This window comes from Phormidesmis sp. 146-20, from assembly GCF_052939475.1.
Genome location: NZ_JBJPHT010000011.1, coordinates 133,137 through 153,585, shown reverse-complemented (window position 1 = coordinate 153,585; position 20,449 = coordinate 133,137). Strand labels below are relative to the sequence as shown.

Here is a 20,449-nt window from a genome sequence, read left to right as displayed (position 1 = left end):
TTAACGTTTCTCCAAAAAATTGGGTATTCCAAAAAATCAAAAATCTGTGTAAGATATTCCGCAGGTGGAGATCACGCCCCGGAAATCTGATCTGGACAATCAGACTCCGAGGACTTCCACCTAAGTTATCGTTAGTAACTTCGGAGGCGTTCATGATTGTACTACGTCTGCTTTGCGATGGGATCTTGAAAGGTTGGAATCAAGATCCTGCATACCCTTCACACCTCTGGGGAACGTTTGAGCCGTCAGCGTTCCCATCCTCTTTGCACTAAACAGAGAGGACAAAACAACATGGCCGTTAGGAGACACCTTCCTGACTCGGTTTCGTTTAGCTTTGAGTTGCAATGCTCGTTAGTGAGACGATACCAAGTTACCGTTACCATGGATTTGCAAGAGCGATTGATTTTTATGCCCTCTGGCATTCTCTCGGATGTCAGGAATTGTATTGAAGAGTTTGTTGAACAATTGAGTGAAGTTGCTTCAAATCAATTAGCCTATCTCAAATGGGATGGCACGAGCGATTTGACCACTGAATATCAAGTGATTCGCGTATTGGCGGGCTATCAAGTGCAACGGTCTTTAATGAAGTTCGATATTGTCATGGGGGCTGGTTCACTCATACATTTGGAGGAATTGCACAACAAAAAGACAATTCAACTTTAGGGAGTCCTTGGGAAGCCCCCCAAATCCCCCACGAGGGACTTTGAACCGCAAATTGGTCTTAAAGTCCGCCAGAATTGGGCGGTTGGGGGGCAGAAGACTTCAACACCGCAGCGAAAAAGTTTGATCGAAGCGTTTAGAAAATTCAGAGACCTAGAAGATCGCCCTACAAATCCGTGAGCGTCGATCGAGGAATTGCATAGACATCTTTGCCTTGCCCGATCGCAAATCGAACCGACTGCCCCACCGTTTTGCTACACATCGTCGTAAAAACCATCAGTGCCGCGAACGTCAAAATCGTACCCATTCCAAACAAGCCGCGATAGCCCATCTGATCCGCCACAATGCCCAAAATCGGCCCAGCCAACGCAATCCCCAAATCAAAGCCGCCCATAAACAGACCAAAGATTCGTCCCCGCTCGTGAGGCTGACAGCGATCGGCAACCAGCGCAATCATAATCGGCAAAAACGCTCCGCCCCCCATGCCTTCGAGTGCCCCAGCTAACAAAAATGAAGTGCGATCTTGAGCCAGCCACAACAACAACATTGCGACTCCATAACAAGACAGCCCGATCGTAATAAAAATGCCTCGCCCATAACGATCGGACGCTCGACCCGTGACAAATCGCACCACAAAACTCGTCACCGCTGCCGCCGTATAAAACAATCCCGAATTTAGATCAACATCAGCCGCGTCAATATAAAGAGGAATGAAAGTGACAATTGTGCCAAACGCTAACCCGATTAGCAGCATCGTAAGAGCAGGAATGCGAATGCGATCGCTCAACAACACCTGCCAAAACGAAGCTTCTTTTTCTCCAACATCCAATTGAGAACGCACCGCCAAAGGAGGACTGACAATTTGAACCGCACAAATCAAACTAATCAGACCCAAAGCAGAAGAAACCAAAAACACAGGCGCAAATCCCTGCCAAGTCTGCAAATACCCTCCCATTGCTGGGCCTAGCGCCATTCCGATCGGGTTCACCAAACTCATGTAGCCAATCAGTTCACCTCGATTTTGCGGCGGAGAGATATCCACCACCAGCGCACTATAAGCCGTCGTAAACGCTGCAATACTGATGCCATGAAAGACGCGAATCACCATCAGCAACAAGAGCGACTGAGTGAATAAATGGCAAACGGGCGCGATCGCCGCCGCCGAAATCCCAATCAGCAGCACAACCTTACGGCCACGAGTGTCAGACATCTTGCCCAACATCGGCCGAAACACCAGCAACCCGACAGCAAACGCTCCCATGACCAGTCCAAGCTGTTGATTAGAAGCTCCGATCGACTTCACATAAGGCGGCAAAACAGGCAACAAACTCGCCAAACTCGCCCAAAACAGCAGCCCCGCCGTAAACATCCCTCCCAGATTACGCTTGGTCTGCATGCCGAGAGTTGCGATCGTATTCAATGCTCCAGTCCTTGTGATAGCTGCAAGAGTTTAGGATAACAAGTTTGGAGGGATGAAGGGTGAGGGATGAGGGATGAAAGGGTTTGGTTGTAGTTGCTCAGAAATTTACTTCCGATACATCGTGTTATCTTCGGGTTGCTGAACGATGTCATCAAATCACCTCTCAACTCCAGAAGCCTCCAGAAACAAAACCAATCAACGATTCATCCCTCATCCCTCATCCCTCATCCCTACTTCCTACTTCCTACTTCCTCGACATGATCGCAGGCATCAATACGCCATCAATCACATGAATCGTTCCGTTGTGGCTGAGAATATCGGTTTGCAAAACTTTTGTGTCGTTGACGGTCACACCAGTGTCGTCATGCTCGATCGCCACAATTGATCCTTCCATCGTTTCGGCTTCTTCGATTTGAACCAGGTCATCCGATCGCACGTCTCCAAACAAGATGTGATAGCCCACAATTTGCTTAAGCGTGTGCAAATCAAGTGATTCCAAAGTTCCTTCTGGCAATTTCTCAAACGCTTCGTCCGCAGGAGCTAACACCGTAAAAAACTCATCGCTTTCCAGCAGGGGTGCAAATCCTGTTTTTTCGACGGCCGCAACCAACGTTTTGAACTTTCCAGCACTTTTAGCAGTCTCTAATAAATTAGGTAAATCAAGCATGGTGTGTTTCGTCCTGTGAATTCCTACTTTGTTAAGAAATAGAAGGAATGGGAGCGATCGCACATCATTCAAAGGAGAGAAGTCCAGTTCCAATTCAAACTATGCCATTTCCTCGGCTGACAGATCTTCCCATCGCTTCCGCAAAAGTTGCCACTCGATTTGGTGCCATTCTTTCTCGTGCATCCAATCTGCGCCTGGATGTGATTTGACTGCTACAAATCCATATCGACGTGCCAAACGGGTTACTCGCACATTGGCATCGATAGAAAAGCCTACAATCTCTTGCAGCTCTAAATGACAGAAACCAAACTCAATCAAACGACTGGCAACTTCAATAGCATAACGATAACGTCCCCAATATTGGGGTGCTAACTCAATGCCCAATTCTGCTTTTGTCTCATCATCGCCCACCTGACGCAAACCACAGCAGCCAACTAACTCCTGCCGATTTTTGAGAGAAGCGATCGCAAGTTGATAATTACGGCGAGGTTGTTCTTCTGACCACTGAATAAACAGACGAAGTAACGCTCTTGTATAATCAGGTTCTACTTCTGTAGGCGCACAGAATTGTGCATACTGCGGATCAGCATGATAGGCGAGAAAGTTAGGCTCATCTTCTAGAGAAAAGTCACGTAACAGAAACCTTTTGGTGATGATTTCCATATTCAATAGAAAAGTTTATTAAAGAAGTAGATATCCAGGACTACCACTTCCTAATTTAATTATTGTCTCAATTTCTTGTCTAACTACTTGAATGAATGCCTCTTTCTTTTAACTGCTGCACAAAGTATTCCTCTAACGAAGGCCGGGCTACATGAATTGAAATTAACTGCGCCTTCATTAGTCGTAAACTAGCAATAAAATCTTGAGGCTCGCCGCGCAAATGCCCCACCCAGTTGCCTTCTTGAAATTCTAGATTTGCCAATCGCTGCTTGAGAATATCGGGATTTCCGCCTTTGACGACGACTTGGTAAGTATCAGCAGTTCCCAACAGATCTTGGAGCGACCCGATCGAGATCAATTCACCCTGAGCTAAAATCGCCACGCGATCGCACACCTTCTCAACATCCGACAGCACATGACTGTTAAAAAAAATCGTTTTGCCCTGCGCCTTGAGCGACAGAATAATTTCGCGAATTTGGTAGCGTCCGAGCGGATCGAGTCCTGACATTGGCTCATCCAAAAACACCAGTTCAGGATCATTAATCAACGCCTGCGCCATGCCAATTCGTTGCAGCATTCCTTTGGAATATTGACGGAGTTGCTTTTTTTTGGCGGCAGATTGCGCGAGTCCGACCAGATCCAGCAGTTCGGGAATGCGTTTTTTTTGAATCGATCGCGGCACTCCAAACAGTCCCGCCGTAAATTTGAGAATCTCCCATCCCGTCAAATAATCGTAGAAATAAGGATTTTCGGGCAGATAGCCCACTCGTTGTTTGACGGATCGATTGCCCAAAGATGCGCCCAGCAAGGTGGCTCGTCCCGATGTCGGTCTAACAATCCCCAGCAGCGTTTTCAAGAGCGTGGTTTTTCCAGCCCCATTTTGACCGAGCAATCCAAACGTTTCGCCTTGATAGATTGTCAGACTCACTTTCTTGAGCGATCCGATCTTCTGGTTGAGCCAAAACCCTGTGCGATAGACCTTGCTCAACTCAAACGTCTGAATCACGATCGCCCGATCGTTTTCAGCAGGTTCGCTCAGTAAATCCACAGCAGTATCCATCGTCTCTCGTCTCATTGGCTAGGTGATATTAAAACACTTTATCGGATGTCCTTCTCACTAGATTTTGCAGTCTTTTTTGCAGTCTTCTAAGTTAGGAAACTGAGTTCTGAGCATTTACTCTGGTAGTTGGTTGGGGTCGATGCCCTGCGATCGCAGATAGTTCTCCAATCGCTCTTTCGCCTGACGTTCCTGGTCTGCTCGTTGACGTTCCTGGTCTGCTCGTTGACGTTCCTGGTCTGCCTGCTGGCGCTCTGCCTCTTCGGGCAGCGGAATCAAGTCTCCTTCTGCGGTGAACCAGCGCAACTTTTGGTCGTGAATACCCAGTTCTAATCCCAATTGCTCACTGGGCAGTCTGCCGCTCTCGGTTGGAGTAATTTCCACATAAGTGCCGCCAAACAACCGAAACCCTGCAAACTCCATTGTCTGGGGATGAAACCAGTAATACTCTGGCACCCGCCACACGTCTTGATACAAGTCTTTCTTTTTGCCCCGATCCACCGTGGCCGTCGAACTCGACAATAGCTCAATCACCACATTCGGATACTTGCCGCCTTCTTCCCAAATTGCCCAACTGCGTCGATCGCGCTTCTCTGCTCCCAACACCACAAACACATCGGGGCCGCGAAAGTCCCGTTTTTTGAGCTGCTGCTCGTTGTAGTAGACCGTCAAGTTGCCAGAAATGTAGAAGTCGGAACGATCGCCCCACCAGAATTCTAATAGTCGAATCAGCAGGTCAATTTGGCGGCGGTGAAAGTCGGTTTCCAAGGGCGGCTCATCGCTGTAGAGGTTGGTGGGCGGAAGGGTCACATCGTCGGGCCAATCCATCTCCGCCTGAAGTTCAAGCGTGGTGTCCTCCAAAGGAGGCTGAGACATGTCCTGGATAGACGGTTGGATGGGAGTAGCATCGAGACGAACCATCGCGGTAGGCTCCAATAGCGCTGCTTTTAGTTTAGCGGTTGAGGGATGACGCATTTGTCTGGAATCTAAGTATCCAGTTCTTTGAGCAGTACACCCAGAAATGGCGCGAAAAATGGCGCGAAGTTCCTATCTCATCTCACAGGGGCGATCGTCTACTCTGGCAGTTGGTTGGGGTCGATGCCCTGCGATCGCAAATAGTTCTCCAATCGCTCTTTCGCCTGACGTTCCTGATCTGCTCGTTGTCCTTCTGCCTCTTCGGGCAGCGGAATCAAGTCTCCTTCTGCGGTGAACCAGCGCAACTTTTGGTCGTGAATACCCAGTTCTAATCCCAATTGCTCACTGGGCAGTCTGCCGCTCTCGGTTGGAGTAATTTCCACATAAGTGCCGCCAAACAACCGAAACCCTGCAAACTCCATTGTCTGGGGATGAAACCAGTAATACTCTGGCACCCGCCACACGTCTTGATACAAGTCTTTCTTTTTGCCCCGATCCACCGTGGCCGTCGAACTCGACAATAGCTCAATCACCACATTCGGATACTTGCCGCCTTCTTCCCAAATTGCCCAACTGCGTCGATCGCGCTTCTCTGCTCCCAACACCACAAACACATCGGGGCCGCGAAAGTCCCGTTTTTTGAGCTGCTGCTCGTTGTAGTAGACCGTCAAGTTGCCAGAAATGTAGAAGTCGGAACGATCGCCCCACCAGAATTCTAATAGTCGAATCAGCAGGTCAATTTGGCGGCGGTGAAAGTCGGTTTCCAAGGGCGGCTCATCGCTGTAGAGGTTGGTAGGAGGAAAAGTAACATCGTCGGGCCAATCCATCTCCGCCTGAAGTTCAGGCGTGGTGTCCTCCAAAAGAGGCTGAGACATATCCTGGATAGGCGGTTGGATAGGAGTAGCATCGAGACGAACCATTGCGGTAGGCTCCAATAGTGCTGCTTTTAGTTTAGCGGTTGAGGTTACTTTAGCCGTTAATCTACAATCCATAAATCTGGATGCGCTGGCTCACTAATTTTGCTTAAACTTTGAGTGTTCCTTTTTTAGTAGTGACACCAATGGATCGATCGAAGTTTGTCGCCTATCTCACAGGGGCGATCGCCCTTTTTTTGGGCATCGGCTATCTCGTTCTCGTACAACTGCTCGATTTTCGCGGTGAAATGTTGCCTGCCCCGATCGTCGAACTAACGCCAATCGTCCACGGTTTCCTCAAAGGGTCGCTTGTGCAACTCTTCGGCGACGGACTCCAGTTCTAATGGCTGTGGCTCGTCGTCAAGGTGGGCATCCAGTTGCAGCGGTCGAACCACTTTAGCGATCGCATCTTGCACAAACGATTTGATAAACTCATCCCGCCGATTGAGTTGAAACTGCCGCTGCACCACTTCAGTAATGCCCCCGTCGCCCCAGTCCTGATTTTGCCGAAAGTATTCAATAAAGCTTTTGCCCGCAATTCGCGTCAGATAAGCCGCACTCACACCCTGGATCGCCCGACCCACCAAAAAGCCGCCCACACTCAACTGCAACGCTCTGGAGACTAGCTCGATCGCCCCTCTCACCACACCCAAACTCACCAGCGTCTTTGCGAGAGAAAACGCCAACTCTCGTCCTCGTTCTAGATTAATTTCACAGCCATACACCTTGCCAATCTCGACCACCATCTGAGCATGAACGGCCGCCGTCGCCAACAAATCCACCACAGGCAACGGCGTGACGGCAACCACGCCCGCCCCAACCCACTGGAAGCGATCGACGATTTTGTCCGCCTGTTTTCGTCGTTGCTCATCGATAAGATCTCGTGCATCTTCTCCGAGCCGCTGAGACTGCAAGAGGATGTTATCTGCTAACAGATCATCGCCCTCCGATCGCAAAATCTCCGCCATCCGCCGAATCAACGGCATGATCTCCTGATCCATCTGCACCGTTTCCCCTGTCACCAGTCGGATCGGTTGAGGATTCGCAGCGATCGCCATTACATCCCCAGAAGGAACGATGCCTCGAACTCGCTCCCGCAACCGCGCCAAAATCGCTTCTAAATCTTCTTCAGGAAACAGATCTGCTTTATTCAAGACAATCATCGATCGCTTGCCAATCTCCGCCAACAACTTCAACGGATCGTATTCTGACTGACGCAAATCGTTGTCTAAAACAAACACTAACAAGTCGGCTTCAGCAGCCCAGCGACGGGCTAACTTTTCGCGATCGCTGCCTCGCGCCCCCGCTTCCAAGATTCCTGGAGTGTCAGTGATTAGGATCTCGCGATCGACTCCCTTAAGCGGCAATCGGTAAGTTTCGCCCACTTCGGTCGTCCCCATTGGTGCCCCCACTTTGCCCACTATTCGCCCGATCAGCGCATTCACAACCGACGTTTTGCCCGACGAACCTGTACCAAAAACCACAACTCTGATTTCGCCACGAGCCAGATTTTGCTCGATTTCTCGCGATCGACTCAGCAGTTCTCGCCGCACCACTTCGTCTTGAATCTGCTTTAACTGTCGCCGCACTGCTTTGAGATTTTCTTCTGCCGCCTCTGACTTGATGGGTGAAACGGTAGGAATGGGACGGCGACGCTTCTTTGCCTGTCTTGGTAGCCAAAAAAAGTAATAGACAAACGTACCAATCAAGACCGCCATCAGCACCGTGATCAAGAAGATCAACATCGGCCCCAAAAATGGGTAGTACGACAACTGCCAAGACAATCGAGACAGCGAATCAATTAGCCAAATCATCAGCCCCAAAATGAGCGTCAGACCAATAATCAAAGTCAAAAGACGAGGAAGTGGCATAGCGAAGAGGCGATAGAAATCTTTCTCTATTTTGCGTGATCGATCGCCATCAAAAAGACGCTGAGGAGTGAAATCGATCGTGGTTCAGTTGAAGGATAATTTTCTACGGGATTTTTGAGCGCGCTAATTTTTATCTTCTTCGCTCTGATCAGTAGTTCGATCGCTCCGTTTAACTTAATTGGGTTGGTGAGACTTTAAAGGCTATCTGTCAGTCTTTATGGCAACTTGAAGTTGAAAGCCAAGACACTGAGCAGAAGTTATACTGAACCGAGTTGCTAAATTCGGAAGTATGTTACCTAACTCAAATAACTTTGTGATGATCGCAGATGATGGTCGAATTAATATTTCGGCTCAGTCACCAGCACAAGCCAAGATAGCGATCAAGGCGTTGAAGCTCAAGAAAAAAGAATATGCTTTAGTGAAAAGGGAATTGACTCAACAGCAAAAAGTGATTCGCGCAGAATACACTGACCAAGTGCGTCAACAAGGATCTAAGGTCAGAGGTGGTGGTAGCATTGGTCGCCTTGTACGAACTGTTCAAACTATAAATCGTGATGCTGACCGCCGCGCTTTAGCTCAACAACTTGCACCTCTAGAAGAACAAAAGAATGGGGTTGATGGAATTATTATGACAATTGACCAAGCAATTCTTCAACTTGAAAAATACATTATCGAAAACTCTTGAATAAATGCTGCTGTAATTTAATTGCTGTATCTAGAGCCAAATTGAACTTCATTTGAAAAGGAAACCCTGAATGGGAAATATCGCGCATTACTTCCAAACCCTTGAGATTGAACCAGAAGCAACTCAAGCTGAAATTAAACAAGCATATAGAGCCTTAATTCTAGTTTGGCATCCCGATCGTTTTTGCGACAATCCCAGGCTACAACAAAAAGCAGAAGTCAAAATCAAGAAGATTAATGCTGCCTATGAATTTCTAAAATCTCATCAACCTCAAGTCACTCAGGCTGAGGCAGCACCAGCGCCTAAACATAAACAGCCTGCTGAACCACGTATAAATTGTGAAAAACTCCAGCAACTACTTGAATTAAAAAAATGGAAGGATGCTGACCTTGAGACAAAGCGACTTCTGCTTGAGTTGATGCATAGAGAAAAAGATGGCTGGTTGCAGCCAGATGATATCAAAAATCTATCTCCACAGTCTCTCCTTGCAATTGATAGATTATGGACTCAACATAGTGATGGCTATTTTGGGTTTAGTGTTCAGAGTAAGATTTGGCATAGTCTAGGTTGTAAGTCATCTCCAGAGGTATCTGTCCAGACAATGAGTGAGAATAGGTTTGGCAAAGCCGTGTACTGGTACGTCAATAATATGTGGCTGTCTCCGTGGGATGCTTTTAATTACGAGGCTCAAAATGTCAAAGGTAGCTTGCCCAGAGAATATATCTTTGCGTTGAGCGGCTGGCGAAGCTATACCAAGGGTTGGACTGGTTACATGCTGTGGAGATTTGACGAGATTTTTCTAAAACTCATCTAAGCTCAAATAATCTGGCAATAAATATCTAATATCTATGGGATTACGATGACTCCACAACTTGAAGCGGCGGTTGCTTTGCAGTTGCGCCTTGCGCTAATCGCTGCCATTCGATCGCTCTCACTCACAGAACGTGAACAACTGCTCCAAATCCTGACTCAAAACGATTCAGCTTCAGATTCTCTAACCGACCTCAAAACGCTCAATGCTCAATTTCGGCAAGGCACTTCACTCAGCCAGCTACTGGTCACTCAAAACCCTACCACTGTGCATAACCTCAAAGATTTGACTCTTGAATTTTGGTCTGAAGAAGACTCAATTGAAGACTTTCTCACCTTCCTGCGGCAACAGCGTCAAGCAGTAATCTAACCAAACTGGTTAACCGCTTTGCCGGGAATAAATGTTAGTTTAGGACTGGTTGACCTTCCCCTAGAGTTATGTTCTATGACCCCTTTACTACCAGTTGTTCATAGCGATAGAGACATATTGGGAGGAACCCCTGTCTTTGTAGGGACTCGCGTGCCTGTTAAGAACTTGCTTGATTATCTTGAAGCAGGCGATTCTTTAGATCAATTTTTAGATCATTTTCCTAGCGTGAGCCGCCAACAGGCGATCGCAGCCCTAGAGTTGGCCAAAGAGATGCTAATTGCATATGCGAATTCTGCTGAGTGAATGTTTGCCAAGACCTCTCAAGTGTGAATTAACTGATTACAACATCTGGGCCAAATAATCTTGTCGCATTTGTTGCAACTGTAGAGCATTGCAATTTATTTAGAGTTCTCTACTGATTGAGATTTCTATTTTCACTTGTTTTATATCTATAAAAGTGTCAGTTCTACGGCAGCTTAGACAGCAGACTCATTAAATCACCAGGTAGTTGACTTTAAAATACGAATTTCCTATCTTCTAGAGGTTAACAAGATGTCAGACTCAAATCTGAACGTCCTACCCTAGTTGAGATCAAGCGTATGAGCCTTTTTGACCAAATTTTGAGCGCTGTCAGCAATCCCCAACAGCAAGCCAGCCCCGATCAGCTAGGCGGCATCCTCAACGTTGCCCAACAACTCGGTAGCGCTCACGGCATCGATCCCTCCATGACCCAGACCGTTCTCTCAGTTGTCGGCGGCTATGTACGATCGTCCCTTCAAGAAAAGCAATCGACAATGGGCGGCGACCAGGTACAGTCACTCGTCAATCAATTTAGTGGATTGGGCGGCAACCCTCAATCCGTGCAGGCGATCTTCTCTCCTGACCAGCAGCAACAAGTCACCAGCGACGTAGCCCAGAGAACCGGACTCAACGCTGGAACCATTCAAGCGATGCTGCCCGTGCTGATTCCGATCGTCCTCAATCTCCTGCAAAGCGGCGCAAACACACAAAACGCGCAAGCCGGAAACCCTGTCCTCAATGCCTTTCTAGACTCAAATCAAGACGGCAATTTGGATGTCGGTGACGTGATGGGTTTGGCTGGCAAGTTTCTCAGCCAGCGCTAACGATCGACCTGTGGGGAATCTTTCGTAACAGGCTTGATTCCCCAGACTGCAACCGACTTTAGTAACGAGCTTTTGTGAACGTCTTAGCAGGTGCCCCATTGCCGCTGCGGGGTTCACGAGGCTTTGCTTTATTGACCTTTAGCTCACGATCTAGCCATTCTGCGCCGTCTAGCTCTGCGATCGCTGCGTCTTCTTGGGCTTCGTCTTCCATTTCGACAAAGGCAAAGCCACGCTTTCTGCCTGTTTCTCGGTCAGTGGGAAGGCTGACTCGACTCACAGTGCCATACTCAGCAAACACTTCCCGAAGATCCTCTTCAGTCGCCTGAAAGGACAGGTTGCCTACGTAAATAGTCACGATTCTCTCCAAACCAGTTGTGAGGGCGAACTCGGTCAGGGCATCGAAGCGGTCAGTCATACCCTCCGGGGCAACTGTAACCGAACTCTTGTTCGCCAACGATTATAACTGAATCTTCCTAAAAATAGAAGCACAGCAAAGGCGTTTAGTCTAGCGATAAAAACAGGAATTCTTATCAGAAATGTGATGAAGTCTTATAAGCCCGCAACGGCTTTGCTGATGAGCAATATGAACTTTGACTTTGAGTCGATCGCTCTCCACAACAGCAGGTTAGACTTCACAAAAATTTATAGCTCTTTCTGTAAATAATTGCTCTAACACAGGTAATCAAAGAAACATGACCGTCCTTTAACCCGCTTACTTCTACAAATTTAGAAATTCTTTAGAATTAGGTGAAACGGTGTCTGAGCGGTCGTTCTGGTTAAGCAAAAATTAACTTTATCTCAATACTTACGTAGAGTAAAGTCGAGTTTTTGAACGTCTTAACCTGGTCTTTAAGGTCTAGGTGTACCCTGATGAGGTTATCTCTATAACTGTCTAGACTCTATGGATTTTTCCCTGAATGCAACTCGTTTGAGACGGTCTATCCCTGTGCTTGCCCTGGTCTTGGGTCTAGCGTCTTGCACCTCTCAAACTGCTACCACGCCTACCGCAACAGGTAGCCCAGCGGCAGGTGGTGCGAGTCCTGCGGCTCCTGCGGCAGCGGGTGGTGCATCGGTCTCAATCAGTGGAGCAGGCGCAACGGCTCCTAACCCGCTCTATCAGCGGTGGTTTCAAGAATATAACAAGATCAATCCGAATGTGCAGATCAGCTATGACTCTGTAGGAAGTGGCGCAGGAGTGAAGCGATTCCTTGATCAAACTGTTGACTTTGGCGCAACCGATGCCCCGCTCAAAGAAGAAGAGCGCAAGGCACTGCCTGCCGATCGCGGTCAAGCGATTCAACTTCCCACAACCGGTCTGTTTGTTGTATTTGCCTACAACTTAGATGGCGTAGACAACCTCAAGCTTTCTCGTGAATCATTCTGCGGCATCGTGGATGGGACAATCAAAGCCTGGAACGATCCTAAAATCGCTAAAGACAACGCAGGAGTCACCCTACCGAGTGATCCACTCACCTTTATTCACCGCTCCGATGGCAGCGGAACAACTGACATCTTCACCAAACACATTGCCAAGGCCTGCCCCAACTGGAAAGCTGGTTCTGGTAAGACCGTCGAATGGCCGACTGGAACAGGTGCCAAGGGTAACGAAGGAGTCAGCGCTCAAATTCAACAAACCAAGGGCGCGATCGGCTACACCGAATACTCTTACGCCAAAGAGACTAATTTGAAGACTGCAACCCTGGCGAACAAGTCAGGTTCATTTATCACACCGACACCTGAATCGGCAGCAAAAGCCCTCGAAGGGGCGACTGTCCCGGCTGATTTTGCGCTGCAAGTCTCTGATCCTGAAGGTAAAGACGCTTATCCAATGGTCAGCTTGACCTGGGTCTTGCTGTACGAAAATCCCAAAGATCCTGTCAAAGCCAAGGCGTTGTCAGAGTTCTTACGCTGGGCATTGAAAGACGGTAGACAATACGCCAGCGAACTGGGTTATCTTCCGCTACCAGAGGATCTGGCAACAAAAGTGGCCGCAGCCTTAGATACTATCAAAGTAGCGGCAAAGTAGCGGCTAAATAACGTTTGTCCTTCACGCTGGTCTTGCTCCTCACCTCCACACTGCTTCCCTTTTGGTAGATTTTATGGCTCTGTCAACCAATCCCGCTTCGATGTCTACCGCCCGATCTGATTCGTCACGGCTCATTGACAATAGCTTTGTCTGGGTGACTGGCGTTTTTGCAGTTGGGGTCGGCTTAGTGTTGTTGGCGATCGCCTTCAATGTTGGCAAAGAAGCCATCCCAGCGATCCAGAAGTTTGGTTTGGGTTTTTTAGTCACCAGTCGTTGGAGCGTCAACGATGAAGTCTTTGGTGCATTCACCCAAATTTACGGCACGATCGTCACCTCCTTTATCGCCCTTCTGATTGCAATTCCGATCGGCGTTGGCGTGGCGCTATTTCTCAGCGAAGACTACCTGCCCGATCGCATCAAGCAGCCGATCGTATTTTTGATCGAGTTGTTGGCAGCAATTCCTAGCGTGGTCTATGGGCTGTGGGGCATCTTCGTGCTGATTCCTCTACTCAGACCGTTTGGCATCTGGCTCAACAGCACCTTTGGCTGGTTTCCTCTCTTTAGCACCGCTCCTGCTGGGCCGGGCATTTATGCAGCAGGGATCATTCTATCCATTATGATTCTGCCGATCATCGCTGCTATCTCACGAGATGCTTTGGTCGCTGTGCCGTCTGAGTTGCGTCAAGCCGCTTATGGATTAGGGGCGACGCGCTGGGAAGCGATTTTTCAAGTCATCCTGCCGGCCGCGTTTTCAGGGATTGTCGGAGGTATCATGCTGGCACTCGGTCGGGCAATGGGCGAAACAATGGCAGTGACGATGGTCATTGGGAATTCCAACACGGTCAATCCGTCTCTGCTGTCTCAAGGCTCAACCGTTTCCTCGCTGTTGGCCAACCAGTTTGCTGAAGCCAGCGGACTCCAGGTTTCTTCTCTGCTGTATGCCGCTTTGATTTTGTTTGGCTTGACCCTCGTCGTCAACGTTTTGGCAGAACTGATTGTGCGCCGCTTTAGTCTAAAGCTCTAGTTAATCATGAAGATGCTTTGGTTTGCTGAATTGGATTGAGGAAAAAATTTAAGATGACAAGTCCAGAGTTTGCAAGTTCTATCCCAAATATGAAGCGATCGCCGACCTCGCCTCGTACCTTATTCGCGTCGGCAATGACCATTCTCACCTTTGTTTGTGCGGCTCTGGCACTGATCCCACTGGTCGCTGTCATCTCCTACGTTCTGATCAAAGGCACCTCTCGCCTCAACTTTGAAGCCTTTACCCAGTTGCCGCCTGCGCCCGGAAGATCTGGCGGAGGATTTGGCAACGCCCTTGTGGGCACCCTCTACACAGTGGGCATCGCCTCTCTGATCAGCATTCCCTTTGGCATCATGGCGGCAATTTCGCTGTCTGAGTTTTATCGAGATACTCGGCTGGCAAACTGGATCACCTTTCTCACCAACGTTCTCAGCGGCGTTCCGTCGATCGTCGTAGGTGCCTTTGCTTACTCGACCGTGGTTTTGGCAACCAAGAGCTTTTCCTCAGTAGCCGGGGGGATTGCGCTGGCGGTGTTGATGTTGCCGACGATCGTTCGGACTGCGACCGAATCCCTAGAAGCGGTGCCCAGAGATTTTCGGCAAGCAGCGATCGGGCTGGGAGCAACTCGCATTCAAACGACTTTATTGGTGGTGCTGCCTGCTGCCATTCCAGCGATTATTACAGGCGTGATGCTGGCGATCGCGCGTGCGGCCGGAGAAACAGCCCCCGTTTTGTTTACGGCCTCTTACAGTGGATATTGGGTCAAGTCTCTCTGGGAGCCGACCGCCACCATGTCGCGATTGGTGTTTGACTTTGCGACAGCCCCCTATCCCAATCAACAAGAACTAGCCTGGACAGGCTCTCTGGTACTGGTCGCATTAGTGTTGATCACTAGCATTCTTTCTCGTTGGATCATCAAACGCAAGTAGCCTCGTCCAGAATGATTGGATTCTAGGCACCTCTCACAGTTTCAATCCTCTATCCCACCTGAATCTATGACCTCCGAACTTCAGAGCGCCCGCAAAACCGAAACAGTGTTTCGCACCGAAAATCTCAACATCTATTACGGCAGCTTTTTGGCGGTGAGAGATGTGTCGATCGAGATCCCCAAAAATCAAATTACTGCTTTTATCGGACCGTCTGGCTGCGGCAAAAGTACCGTTCTGCGCTGCTTTAATCGGCTGAATGATCTGATCAAGAGCTTTCACATCGACGGCAAGATTTTCTATCATGATTCTGATCTCTACGCTGCGGACATTGATCCGGTAGCCGTCCGAAGACAGATTGGTATGGTGTTCCAAAAGCCCAATCCTTTCCCCAAGACAATTTACGACAACATTACCTTTGGGCCGCGTCTGCTGGGCTTTAAGGGAGACATGGACGAATTGGTGGAGCGCGCACTCAAGCAAGCCGCCCTCTGGGACGACGTGAAGGATAAGCTCAAAGCACTGGGCACTGACCTCTCTGGCGGACAACAGCAGCGTCTCTGTATTGCGCGTGCCGTCGCCGTCCAGCCTGACGTGATTTTGATGGACGAACCCTGTTCTGCGCTCGACCCAATTTCTACCCTCAAAGTTGAAGATCTCCTACAAGAACTCAAAGAAAAGTACACGATCCTGATCGTGACTCACAACATGCAGCAAGCCTCTCGTACGGCCGATCGCACCGCTTTCTTTAACGTGATCGCCAACGAAAAAGGTCAGCGAACCGGATATATCGAAGAGTACGATCAGACAGAAGTCATCTTCCAGGCTCCCAAAAAGAAAACGACTCAAGACTATGTGAGCGGTCGTTTTGGCTAATTTTTAGACCTTAGACCCCGGACTTGAGACTCTAAAACCAAGACCTTGAATTCTATTGAGTTTGAGGTCTTTTGTCTTGGGTTGTCCAGCCGCTATCCAACGATGGGTAGAAAATGTCATCGCGATCGCTCCCCAGTGATCCCCTCAACCCTAATCACGGTACGATGAGGAAACTGTATTTTTGTTTACTGCTGGAGCGGCTTATGAAGCGATATTTGTCCCGCCTGCTGGCTCTGGTGTTGGTAGTGGCGATCGGGCTGTCTGGTTGCACTTCTGCTTCGCCAGGTGGCATGACCGGAAACTACCGAGAAGACACCCTTTCCTTGATTGCCAGCCTCAGATCTGCCCTAGAAGTTCCACAGGATGCGCCTGATAAAATTGCAATTCAGAAAGAAGCCCGTACCAAAATCAACGACTTTGCCTCTCGCTATCAGCGCGACACTTCGGTCATTAAACTCAACTCATTTACAACGATGCGAACTGCGTTAAATTCGCTGGCGGGTCACTACAGTTCCTATCCCAATCGCCCGGTTCCTGAGAAGCTCAAAAGCCGCGTTGAGCAAGAGTTTCAGCAGATCGAGATTTCTTTAAAGCGCGGGGTCTAAGACTTCCCTAAACGCCGAATAAAGACAATCAAGCGTTCAAGCTTTTCCACCTGTAGATCTTTGATGGATGTAGTGCCTCCGTTCCTAAGAATTGCTAGGCAGCGGTTTCTACAAGTCACCAAAATCTACAGGTGGAAATTCTTTAAACGCTCGCTTCTGTTTTCATGAAGCGATTGAGCATAGAGACGGGCCGCTGCTCGTAATTCCAGGCAAAGGCGTGACGAAAGGCGGCATCTTGACAGGCTTGCAGTTGCTCAAATCCGATGATGTCATGGGTCAGCAAACTTTCATATTCAAAGGGCAACCTCACATCATGCAAGCCAGCATTATCTGTGCAGATGGCGATATCCACTCCCGCATCAAAGCAGCGATCGAACACGTCCTTGAGTTGCTGAATGTCCTGAAGCGTCCCCGTTTTGAGATAAGTTGTAGGACAGACTTCCAGACATTGCCCTCGTCGCGCCACTTCTTTGAGCAGATTGGGATGCAGCAAAGGAATTTGAATGCCATGTCCAATTCGCATCAGATAAGGCAGCAGTTCGGGATAGCAGCCGTCTTTGGTTTCGTAGACATGCCCGGTGGTTTTGAGGTTGAGCGATCGCGCATAGGCGTAAAGTTCCACCCACTCATCCAACCGTTCTGCATAGTGACTGTCGCCCCCCGCCACATCAACGGCGCACACATAATCAGACTGAGCCGCCAGATCGACGATCGCTCGATTCACTTCATAAGGCAGGCGCGAGTGCATACAGAGAATTTGGCTGCTGACGATCGGGTACTCAACAACCTGGCTAGCTTTGCCCACAATTTCGACAATCTCAGCCATTTGATCAATTCGCTGGGTCTGAGTCAACGTATGATCGGTTCTCAGAAATGGCGTGTAGCGCAACTCTAGATAAGCCAGATTCTCAAAGATGTAGGCCCCCCGCATTAAGCGATAAATGAAATAAGGCAGGGCCTTCGCCGTTTGTACCCCTTCCACCAGCGTGTGAAGCTCCAGATATTCGTCTAACGTATTGCGAGGGCGCGTGTAAAAGTCTTCAAATTCAGAATAGTCAGGAAAGCGATCGGCTAACTCTGACTGTTCGCGATGCAAGTACCGCCAAAGCACTCTGGGAACCACTGACCCGCCCAGGTGACGGTGAAGTTCTGCATATAAAGCCACAAGGCACCTCTTCTGATGATGTTCGTAATTCCTCCTATTCTGACGTTTGTCTCAAAAGTTGTCTGGCGCTCCACGATACCAATTGGGTGGCAATAGAGTCTAAACCTGTTTGGATGGACAGTCGATCGCCGCTCTCTTCATCCTCAGATCAAAAAGCGGCGAAGGAACCTCCTACAATGGACATATTGATTTCAGACACCGCGCACCCGTGTCGCCAGGTAGAGAGGGAGAAAAATTTATGGATTTAGTCGCGCTGCAAGGCGTATTAGATAACGTTTCGTTTGCCGTCCTGTTTGCCACAATGCTGATTTATTGGACGGGCGCGGCATTTCCTCAGATTCCGGTCTTACCTGCTTGGGGGACGGCGGGAATGGCGATCGCCAACCTCTGTATCGCTACCCTTTTGGGCGCACGTTGGCTAGAAGCAGGCTACTTTCCCCTTAGCAACTTATATGAATCTCTGTTTTTCTTGACTTGGGGCATTACGGCCATTCACCTATTTGCTGAAAATCGCAGCAGTAGCCGTCTGGTTGGGGTCGTGACCGCTCCCGTCGCGATGGCGATCACTGCGTTTGCAGCTTTGACGCTTCCTGATACGATGCAGGCTTCGGCCCCCCTGGTTCCCGCATTAAAGTCTAACTGGCTGATGATGCACGTTAGCGTCATGATGTTGAGCTATGCGACGCTGATGGTCGGGGCGCTGCTGGCGATCGCCTTTCTCGTCGTCACTCGTGGTCAAAATGTTGAATTGCGCGGCAGTTCAGTGGGGACGGGTGGCTATCGCGACAAATCTTACCGACTCAATCGGGCGGAGGATTCTCAATCACCCACAATGGCACTGCAAACCGGAGGCACGGCTGTTTTAGAATCTGTTGCGACTCAAGCCGTTCCGCTCTCTCCTCAGCGTCTCAGTTTGGCAGATACGTTGGATAACATCAGCTACCGCGTGATTGGGCTGGGCTTTCCGCTGCTGACGATCGGCATCATCGCTGGTGCAGTCTGGGCAAACGAAGCCTGGGGGTCTTACTGGAGTTGGGATCCTAAAGAAACCTGGGCGATGATCACCTGGCTCGTCTTTGCGGCTTACCTGCACTCGCGCATTACCAAAGGTTGGCAGGGTCGTCGTCCCGCTCTTCTCGCCGCTACCGGATTTGTCGTTGTCTGGGTATGCTATCTGGGTGTTAACCTTCTAGGCAAGGGACTTCATAGCTACGGCTGGTTCCTCTAATCCCGCCTCGACCCTACTCTCCTTTCCACGATTAGAACCCACATGGATAACGGATACTCCCCCCTCAGAGATGATGAAGTGTTGTTTGTCGATCGCGGTCGCGTGTTGATGACCAATCCGACGTTCAAAGTCATCGAGTTTTTGGATGCGCTGGCTCAGGCTATTAGCGATCGCGAAGAAGACTGGTCAGAAGATAAAGAAGATTGGTTTGGTGACGGTCTAGCCTGCGAGGCCTTGCGCTTTGGGACGGGTGGCTGGCAGCGAGGCAGGGTGAGGATTCGATTAGAATTTATTCCTGAAAAAGTGCCCAACAAACTGCCTGAACGATCGTCCGCTTCCCGTCCTTCAGAACAGCCCCTAGAAAGAATTCGCGCCAAGCCGATCGAGACGTTTTACCAAGACCCTGAAGACGATCGCTACTAGATGACTCGCCTCCTCTGGACACCGCTCCACGCTCGACTACACCGCACGCTCAAAGAACGCAGGCTACTCACAAAAAGTCAGTCTGTGCTGGTAGCGGTTTCTGGAGGTCAGGACTCGCTCTGTCTCATTAAGTTACTGCTGGATTTGCAGCCCAAATGGAATTGGAATCTGGCGATCGTTCACTGTGACCATCGCTGGCGCTCCGACTCCGAGGAGAATGCGGGCTTTGTGGAGAAACTGGCGCGATCGTGGCAACTTCCGTTCTTTCTGCAAACGGCGGATCAAATTCCAAAGAGTGAGGCAGACGCGAGAGAATGGCGCTATCAGTGCTTTCAAGTGATCGCCCGTGAGAATTATGCTGCGATCGTCACCGGACATACTGCCAGCGATCGAGCCGAAACTCTGCTCTACAATTTGATTCGAGGCAGCGGTGCGGATGGGTTACAGGCATTGAGTTGGAAGCGAACCATCTCCCCCACGCTCAACCTTGTCCGTCCGCTGCTAGACACAACGCGCGCTGAAACTGCCCAATTTTGTCAAAATGCCCACCTTCAAATTTGGCAAGACAAAACCAATCAAGACTTAACCTACGCCCGAAATCGGATTCGTCAAGAGCTATTGCCTTATCTGCAAACCCACTTCAATCCGCAAGCAGAGCAAAATATCGCCCAAACTGCCGAACTCCTCACCGCCGAGGTTGAATATCTAGAAAAAACAGCCGCTGACCTGAGAGAAAAAGCTACGAGTTCGTCAGGGCTAAATCGATCGCGCCTTCGATCCATTCCCCTCGCGCTACAGCGTCGCATCATTCGACAACATCTTCAACAAACGCTGACATTTAACCCAAACTTTGAGCAAATTGAGAAATTCGCCGCACTGATCACGGCCCCCAATCGATCGCGTACTGATCCCTTTCCGGGCGGCGCGATCGCTGAAGTCCAAGACGACTGGATCGTGGTCAAAACTTAAGCAGCGATTATTACTCTCTCCAGAGCGTGTAGCATCTGCACAGAATGATGA

Annotated in this window: 24 protein-coding genes; 15 read left to right on the top strand and 9 right to left on the bottom strand. The window is 49.3% G+C overall.

Annotated elements, in window-relative coordinates:
* Positions 1-291 precede the first annotated feature (291 nt).
* Positions 292-663, top strand: coding sequence for a hypothetical protein (locus ACKFKH_RS12045; RefSeq protein ID WP_446858534.1), 372 nt, complete (start codon positions 292-294; stop codon positions 661-663).
* A 163-nt stretch (positions 664-826) separates the two neighbouring features.
* On the opposite strand, the gene ACKFKH_RS12040 is transcribed toward ACKFKH_RS12045, so the two are convergent.
* The 6 genes from ACKFKH_RS12040 to ACKFKH_RS12015 all read right to left on the bottom strand — a co-directional run bounded on the left by ACKFKH_RS12040 (position 827) and on the right by ACKFKH_RS12015 (position 6,302).
* Complete coding sequence (locus tag ACKFKH_RS12040; RefSeq protein WP_446858533.1) at positions 827-2,056, bottom strand: MFS transporter; 1,230 nt, start codon at positions 2,054-2,056, stop codon at positions 827-829.
* Positions 2,057-2,324: 268 nt separating this feature from the next.
* Entirely contained in the window at positions 2,325-2,747 is a 423-nt protein-coding gene (locus ACKFKH_RS12035) for a fasciclin domain-containing protein (RefSeq protein ID WP_446858532.1), read from the bottom strand.
* Positions 2,748-2,846: 99 nt separating this feature from the next.
* Positions 2,847-3,410 carry a GNAT family N-acetyltransferase gene (locus tag ACKFKH_RS12030; RefSeq protein ID WP_446858531.1) on the bottom strand — a complete coding sequence of 188 codons (564 nt, stop codon included), beginning with the start codon at positions 3,408-3,410 and terminating at the stop codon, positions 2,847-2,849.
* Between the two features lie 79 nt (positions 3,411-3,489).
* Positions 3,490-4,470 carry an ABC transporter ATP-binding protein gene (locus tag ACKFKH_RS12025; RefSeq protein ID WP_446858530.1) on the bottom strand — a complete coding sequence of 327 codons (981 nt, stop codon included), beginning with the start codon at positions 4,468-4,470 and terminating at the stop codon, positions 3,490-3,492.
* Positions 4,471-4,584: 114 nt separating this feature from the next.
* The gene (locus tag ACKFKH_RS12020; protein WP_446858529.1) at positions 4,585-5,388 is read right to left on the bottom strand and encodes a Uma2 family endonuclease; all 804 of its coding nucleotides are present in this window, start codon (positions 5,386-5,388) and stop codon (positions 4,585-4,587) included.
* Between the two features lie 152 nt (positions 5,389-5,540).
* Positions 5,541-6,302: a Uma2 family endonuclease gene (locus tag ACKFKH_RS12015; RefSeq protein ID WP_446858528.1), complete on the bottom strand. Its 762-nt coding sequence runs from the start codon at positions 6,300-6,302 to the stop codon at positions 5,541-5,543.
* A gap of 140 nt (positions 6,303-6,442) precedes the next feature.
* On the opposite strand from ACKFKH_RS12015, the gene ACKFKH_RS12010 reads away from it, so the two are divergent.
* Entirely contained in the window at positions 6,443-6,640 is a 198-nt protein-coding gene (locus tag ACKFKH_RS12010; RefSeq protein ID WP_446858536.1) for a hypothetical protein, read from the top strand.
* Here ACKFKH_RS12010 and ACKFKH_RS12005 read toward each other — a convergent pair.
* Positions 6,569-8,167, bottom strand: a complete 1,599-nt coding sequence (locus ACKFKH_RS12005; RefSeq protein WP_446858527.1) for a YcjF family protein — start codon at positions 8,165-8,167, stop codon at positions 6,569-6,571. The genes ACKFKH_RS12010 and ACKFKH_RS12005 overlap by 72 nt on opposite strands.
* A gap of 316 nt (positions 8,168-8,483) precedes the next feature.
* On the opposite strand from ACKFKH_RS12005, the gene ACKFKH_RS12000 reads away from it, so the two are divergent.
* From ACKFKH_RS12000 to ACKFKH_RS11980, 5 genes are all read left to right on the top strand, one after another.
* The gene (locus tag ACKFKH_RS12000) at positions 8,484-8,852 is read left to right on the top strand and encodes a hypothetical protein (protein WP_446858526.1); all 369 of its coding nucleotides are present in this window, start codon (positions 8,484-8,486) and stop codon (positions 8,850-8,852) included.
* Between the two features lie 70 nt (positions 8,853-8,922).
* The gene (locus ACKFKH_RS11995; RefSeq protein ID WP_446858525.1) at positions 8,923-9,666 is read left to right on the top strand and encodes a GUN4 domain-containing protein; all 744 of its coding nucleotides are present in this window, start codon (positions 8,923-8,925) and stop codon (positions 9,664-9,666) included.
* A 45-nt stretch (positions 9,667-9,711) separates the two neighbouring features.
* The gene (locus ACKFKH_RS11990) at positions 9,712-10,032 is read left to right on the top strand and encodes a hypothetical protein (protein ID WP_446858524.1); all 321 of its coding nucleotides are present in this window, start codon (positions 9,712-9,714) and stop codon (positions 10,030-10,032) included.
* Between the two features lie 75 nt (positions 10,033-10,107).
* Complete coding sequence (locus tag ACKFKH_RS11985; RefSeq protein ID WP_446858523.1) at positions 10,108-10,335, top strand: DUF433 domain-containing protein; 228 nt, start codon at positions 10,108-10,110, stop codon at positions 10,333-10,335.
* 296 nt (positions 10,336-10,631) lie between these two features.
* Positions 10,632-11,156, top strand: a complete 525-nt coding sequence (locus tag ACKFKH_RS11980; RefSeq protein WP_446858522.1) for a DUF937 domain-containing protein — start codon at positions 10,632-10,634, stop codon at positions 11,154-11,156.
* Positions 11,157-11,214: 58 nt separating this feature from the next.
* On the opposite strand, the gene ACKFKH_RS11975 is transcribed toward ACKFKH_RS11980, so the two are convergent.
* Positions 11,215-11,511 (bottom strand): RNA recognition motif domain-containing protein, encoded by a 297-nt coding sequence (locus ACKFKH_RS11975; RefSeq protein WP_446858521.1) that lies wholly within the window; start codon positions 11,509-11,511, stop codon positions 11,215-11,217.
* A gap of 591 nt (positions 11,512-12,102) precedes the next feature.
* Here ACKFKH_RS11975 and pstS point away from each other — a divergent pair.
* The 5 genes from pstS (at position 12,103) to psb27 (ending at position 16,613) form a co-directional block, all read left to right on the top strand.
* The gene (pstS, locus tag ACKFKH_RS11970) at positions 12,103-13,182 is read left to right on the top strand and encodes a phosphate ABC transporter substrate-binding protein PstS (RefSeq protein ID WP_446858520.1); all 1,080 of its coding nucleotides are present in this window, start codon (positions 12,103-12,105) and stop codon (positions 13,180-13,182) included.
* Between the two features lie 73 nt (positions 13,183-13,255).
* Positions 13,256-14,206 (top strand): phosphate ABC transporter permease subunit PstC, encoded by a 951-nt coding sequence (pstC, locus tag ACKFKH_RS11965; protein WP_446858519.1) that lies wholly within the window; start codon positions 13,256-13,258, stop codon positions 14,204-14,206.
* A gap of 53 nt (positions 14,207-14,259) precedes the next feature.
* On the top strand, positions 14,260-15,135 hold the full coding sequence (gene pstA / locus ACKFKH_RS11960; RefSeq protein WP_446858518.1) for a phosphate ABC transporter permease PstA: 876 nt from the start codon (positions 14,260-14,262) through the stop codon (positions 15,133-15,135).
* 66 nt (positions 15,136-15,201) lie between these two features.
* Positions 15,202-16,008 carry a phosphate ABC transporter ATP-binding protein PstB gene (pstB, locus tag ACKFKH_RS11955; RefSeq protein ID WP_446858517.1) on the top strand — a complete coding sequence of 269 codons (807 nt, stop codon included), beginning with the start codon at positions 15,202-15,204 and terminating at the stop codon, positions 16,006-16,008.
* Between the two features lie 203 nt (positions 16,009-16,211).
* A complete protein-coding gene (gene psb27 / locus ACKFKH_RS11950; RefSeq protein ID WP_446858516.1) occupies positions 16,212-16,613 on the top strand; it encodes a photosystem II protein Psb27 in 402 nt (133 codons plus the stop codon).
* 142 nt (positions 16,614-16,755) lie between these two features.
* On the opposite strand, the gene ACKFKH_RS11945 is transcribed toward psb27, so the two are convergent.
* Positions 16,756-17,778: an adenosine deaminase gene (locus ACKFKH_RS11945; RefSeq protein ID WP_446858515.1), complete on the bottom strand. Its 1,023-nt coding sequence runs from the start codon at positions 17,776-17,778 to the stop codon at positions 16,756-16,758.
* 238 nt (positions 17,779-18,016) lie between these two features.
* Here ACKFKH_RS11945 and ccsB point away from each other — a divergent pair, with 238 nt between their 5' ends.
* From ccsB to tilS, 3 genes are read left to right on the top strand one after another with little or no spacing between them, the layout of a single operon-like run.
* Positions 18,017-19,006: a c-type cytochrome biogenesis protein CcsB gene (gene ccsB / locus ACKFKH_RS11940; RefSeq protein WP_446858514.1), complete on the top strand. Its 990-nt coding sequence runs from the start codon at positions 18,017-18,019 to the stop codon at positions 19,004-19,006.
* A gap of 42 nt (positions 19,007-19,048) precedes the next feature.
* On the top strand, positions 19,049-19,429 hold the full coding sequence (locus tag ACKFKH_RS11935) for a KGK domain-containing protein (RefSeq protein ID WP_446858513.1): 381 nt from the start codon (positions 19,049-19,051) through the stop codon (positions 19,427-19,429).
* Entirely contained in the window at positions 19,430-20,398 is a 969-nt protein-coding gene (gene tilS, locus ACKFKH_RS11930) for a tRNA lysidine(34) synthetase TilS (protein ID WP_446858512.1), read from the top strand. It abuts the gene before it with no gap.
* Positions 20,399-20,449 lie beyond the last annotated feature (51 nt).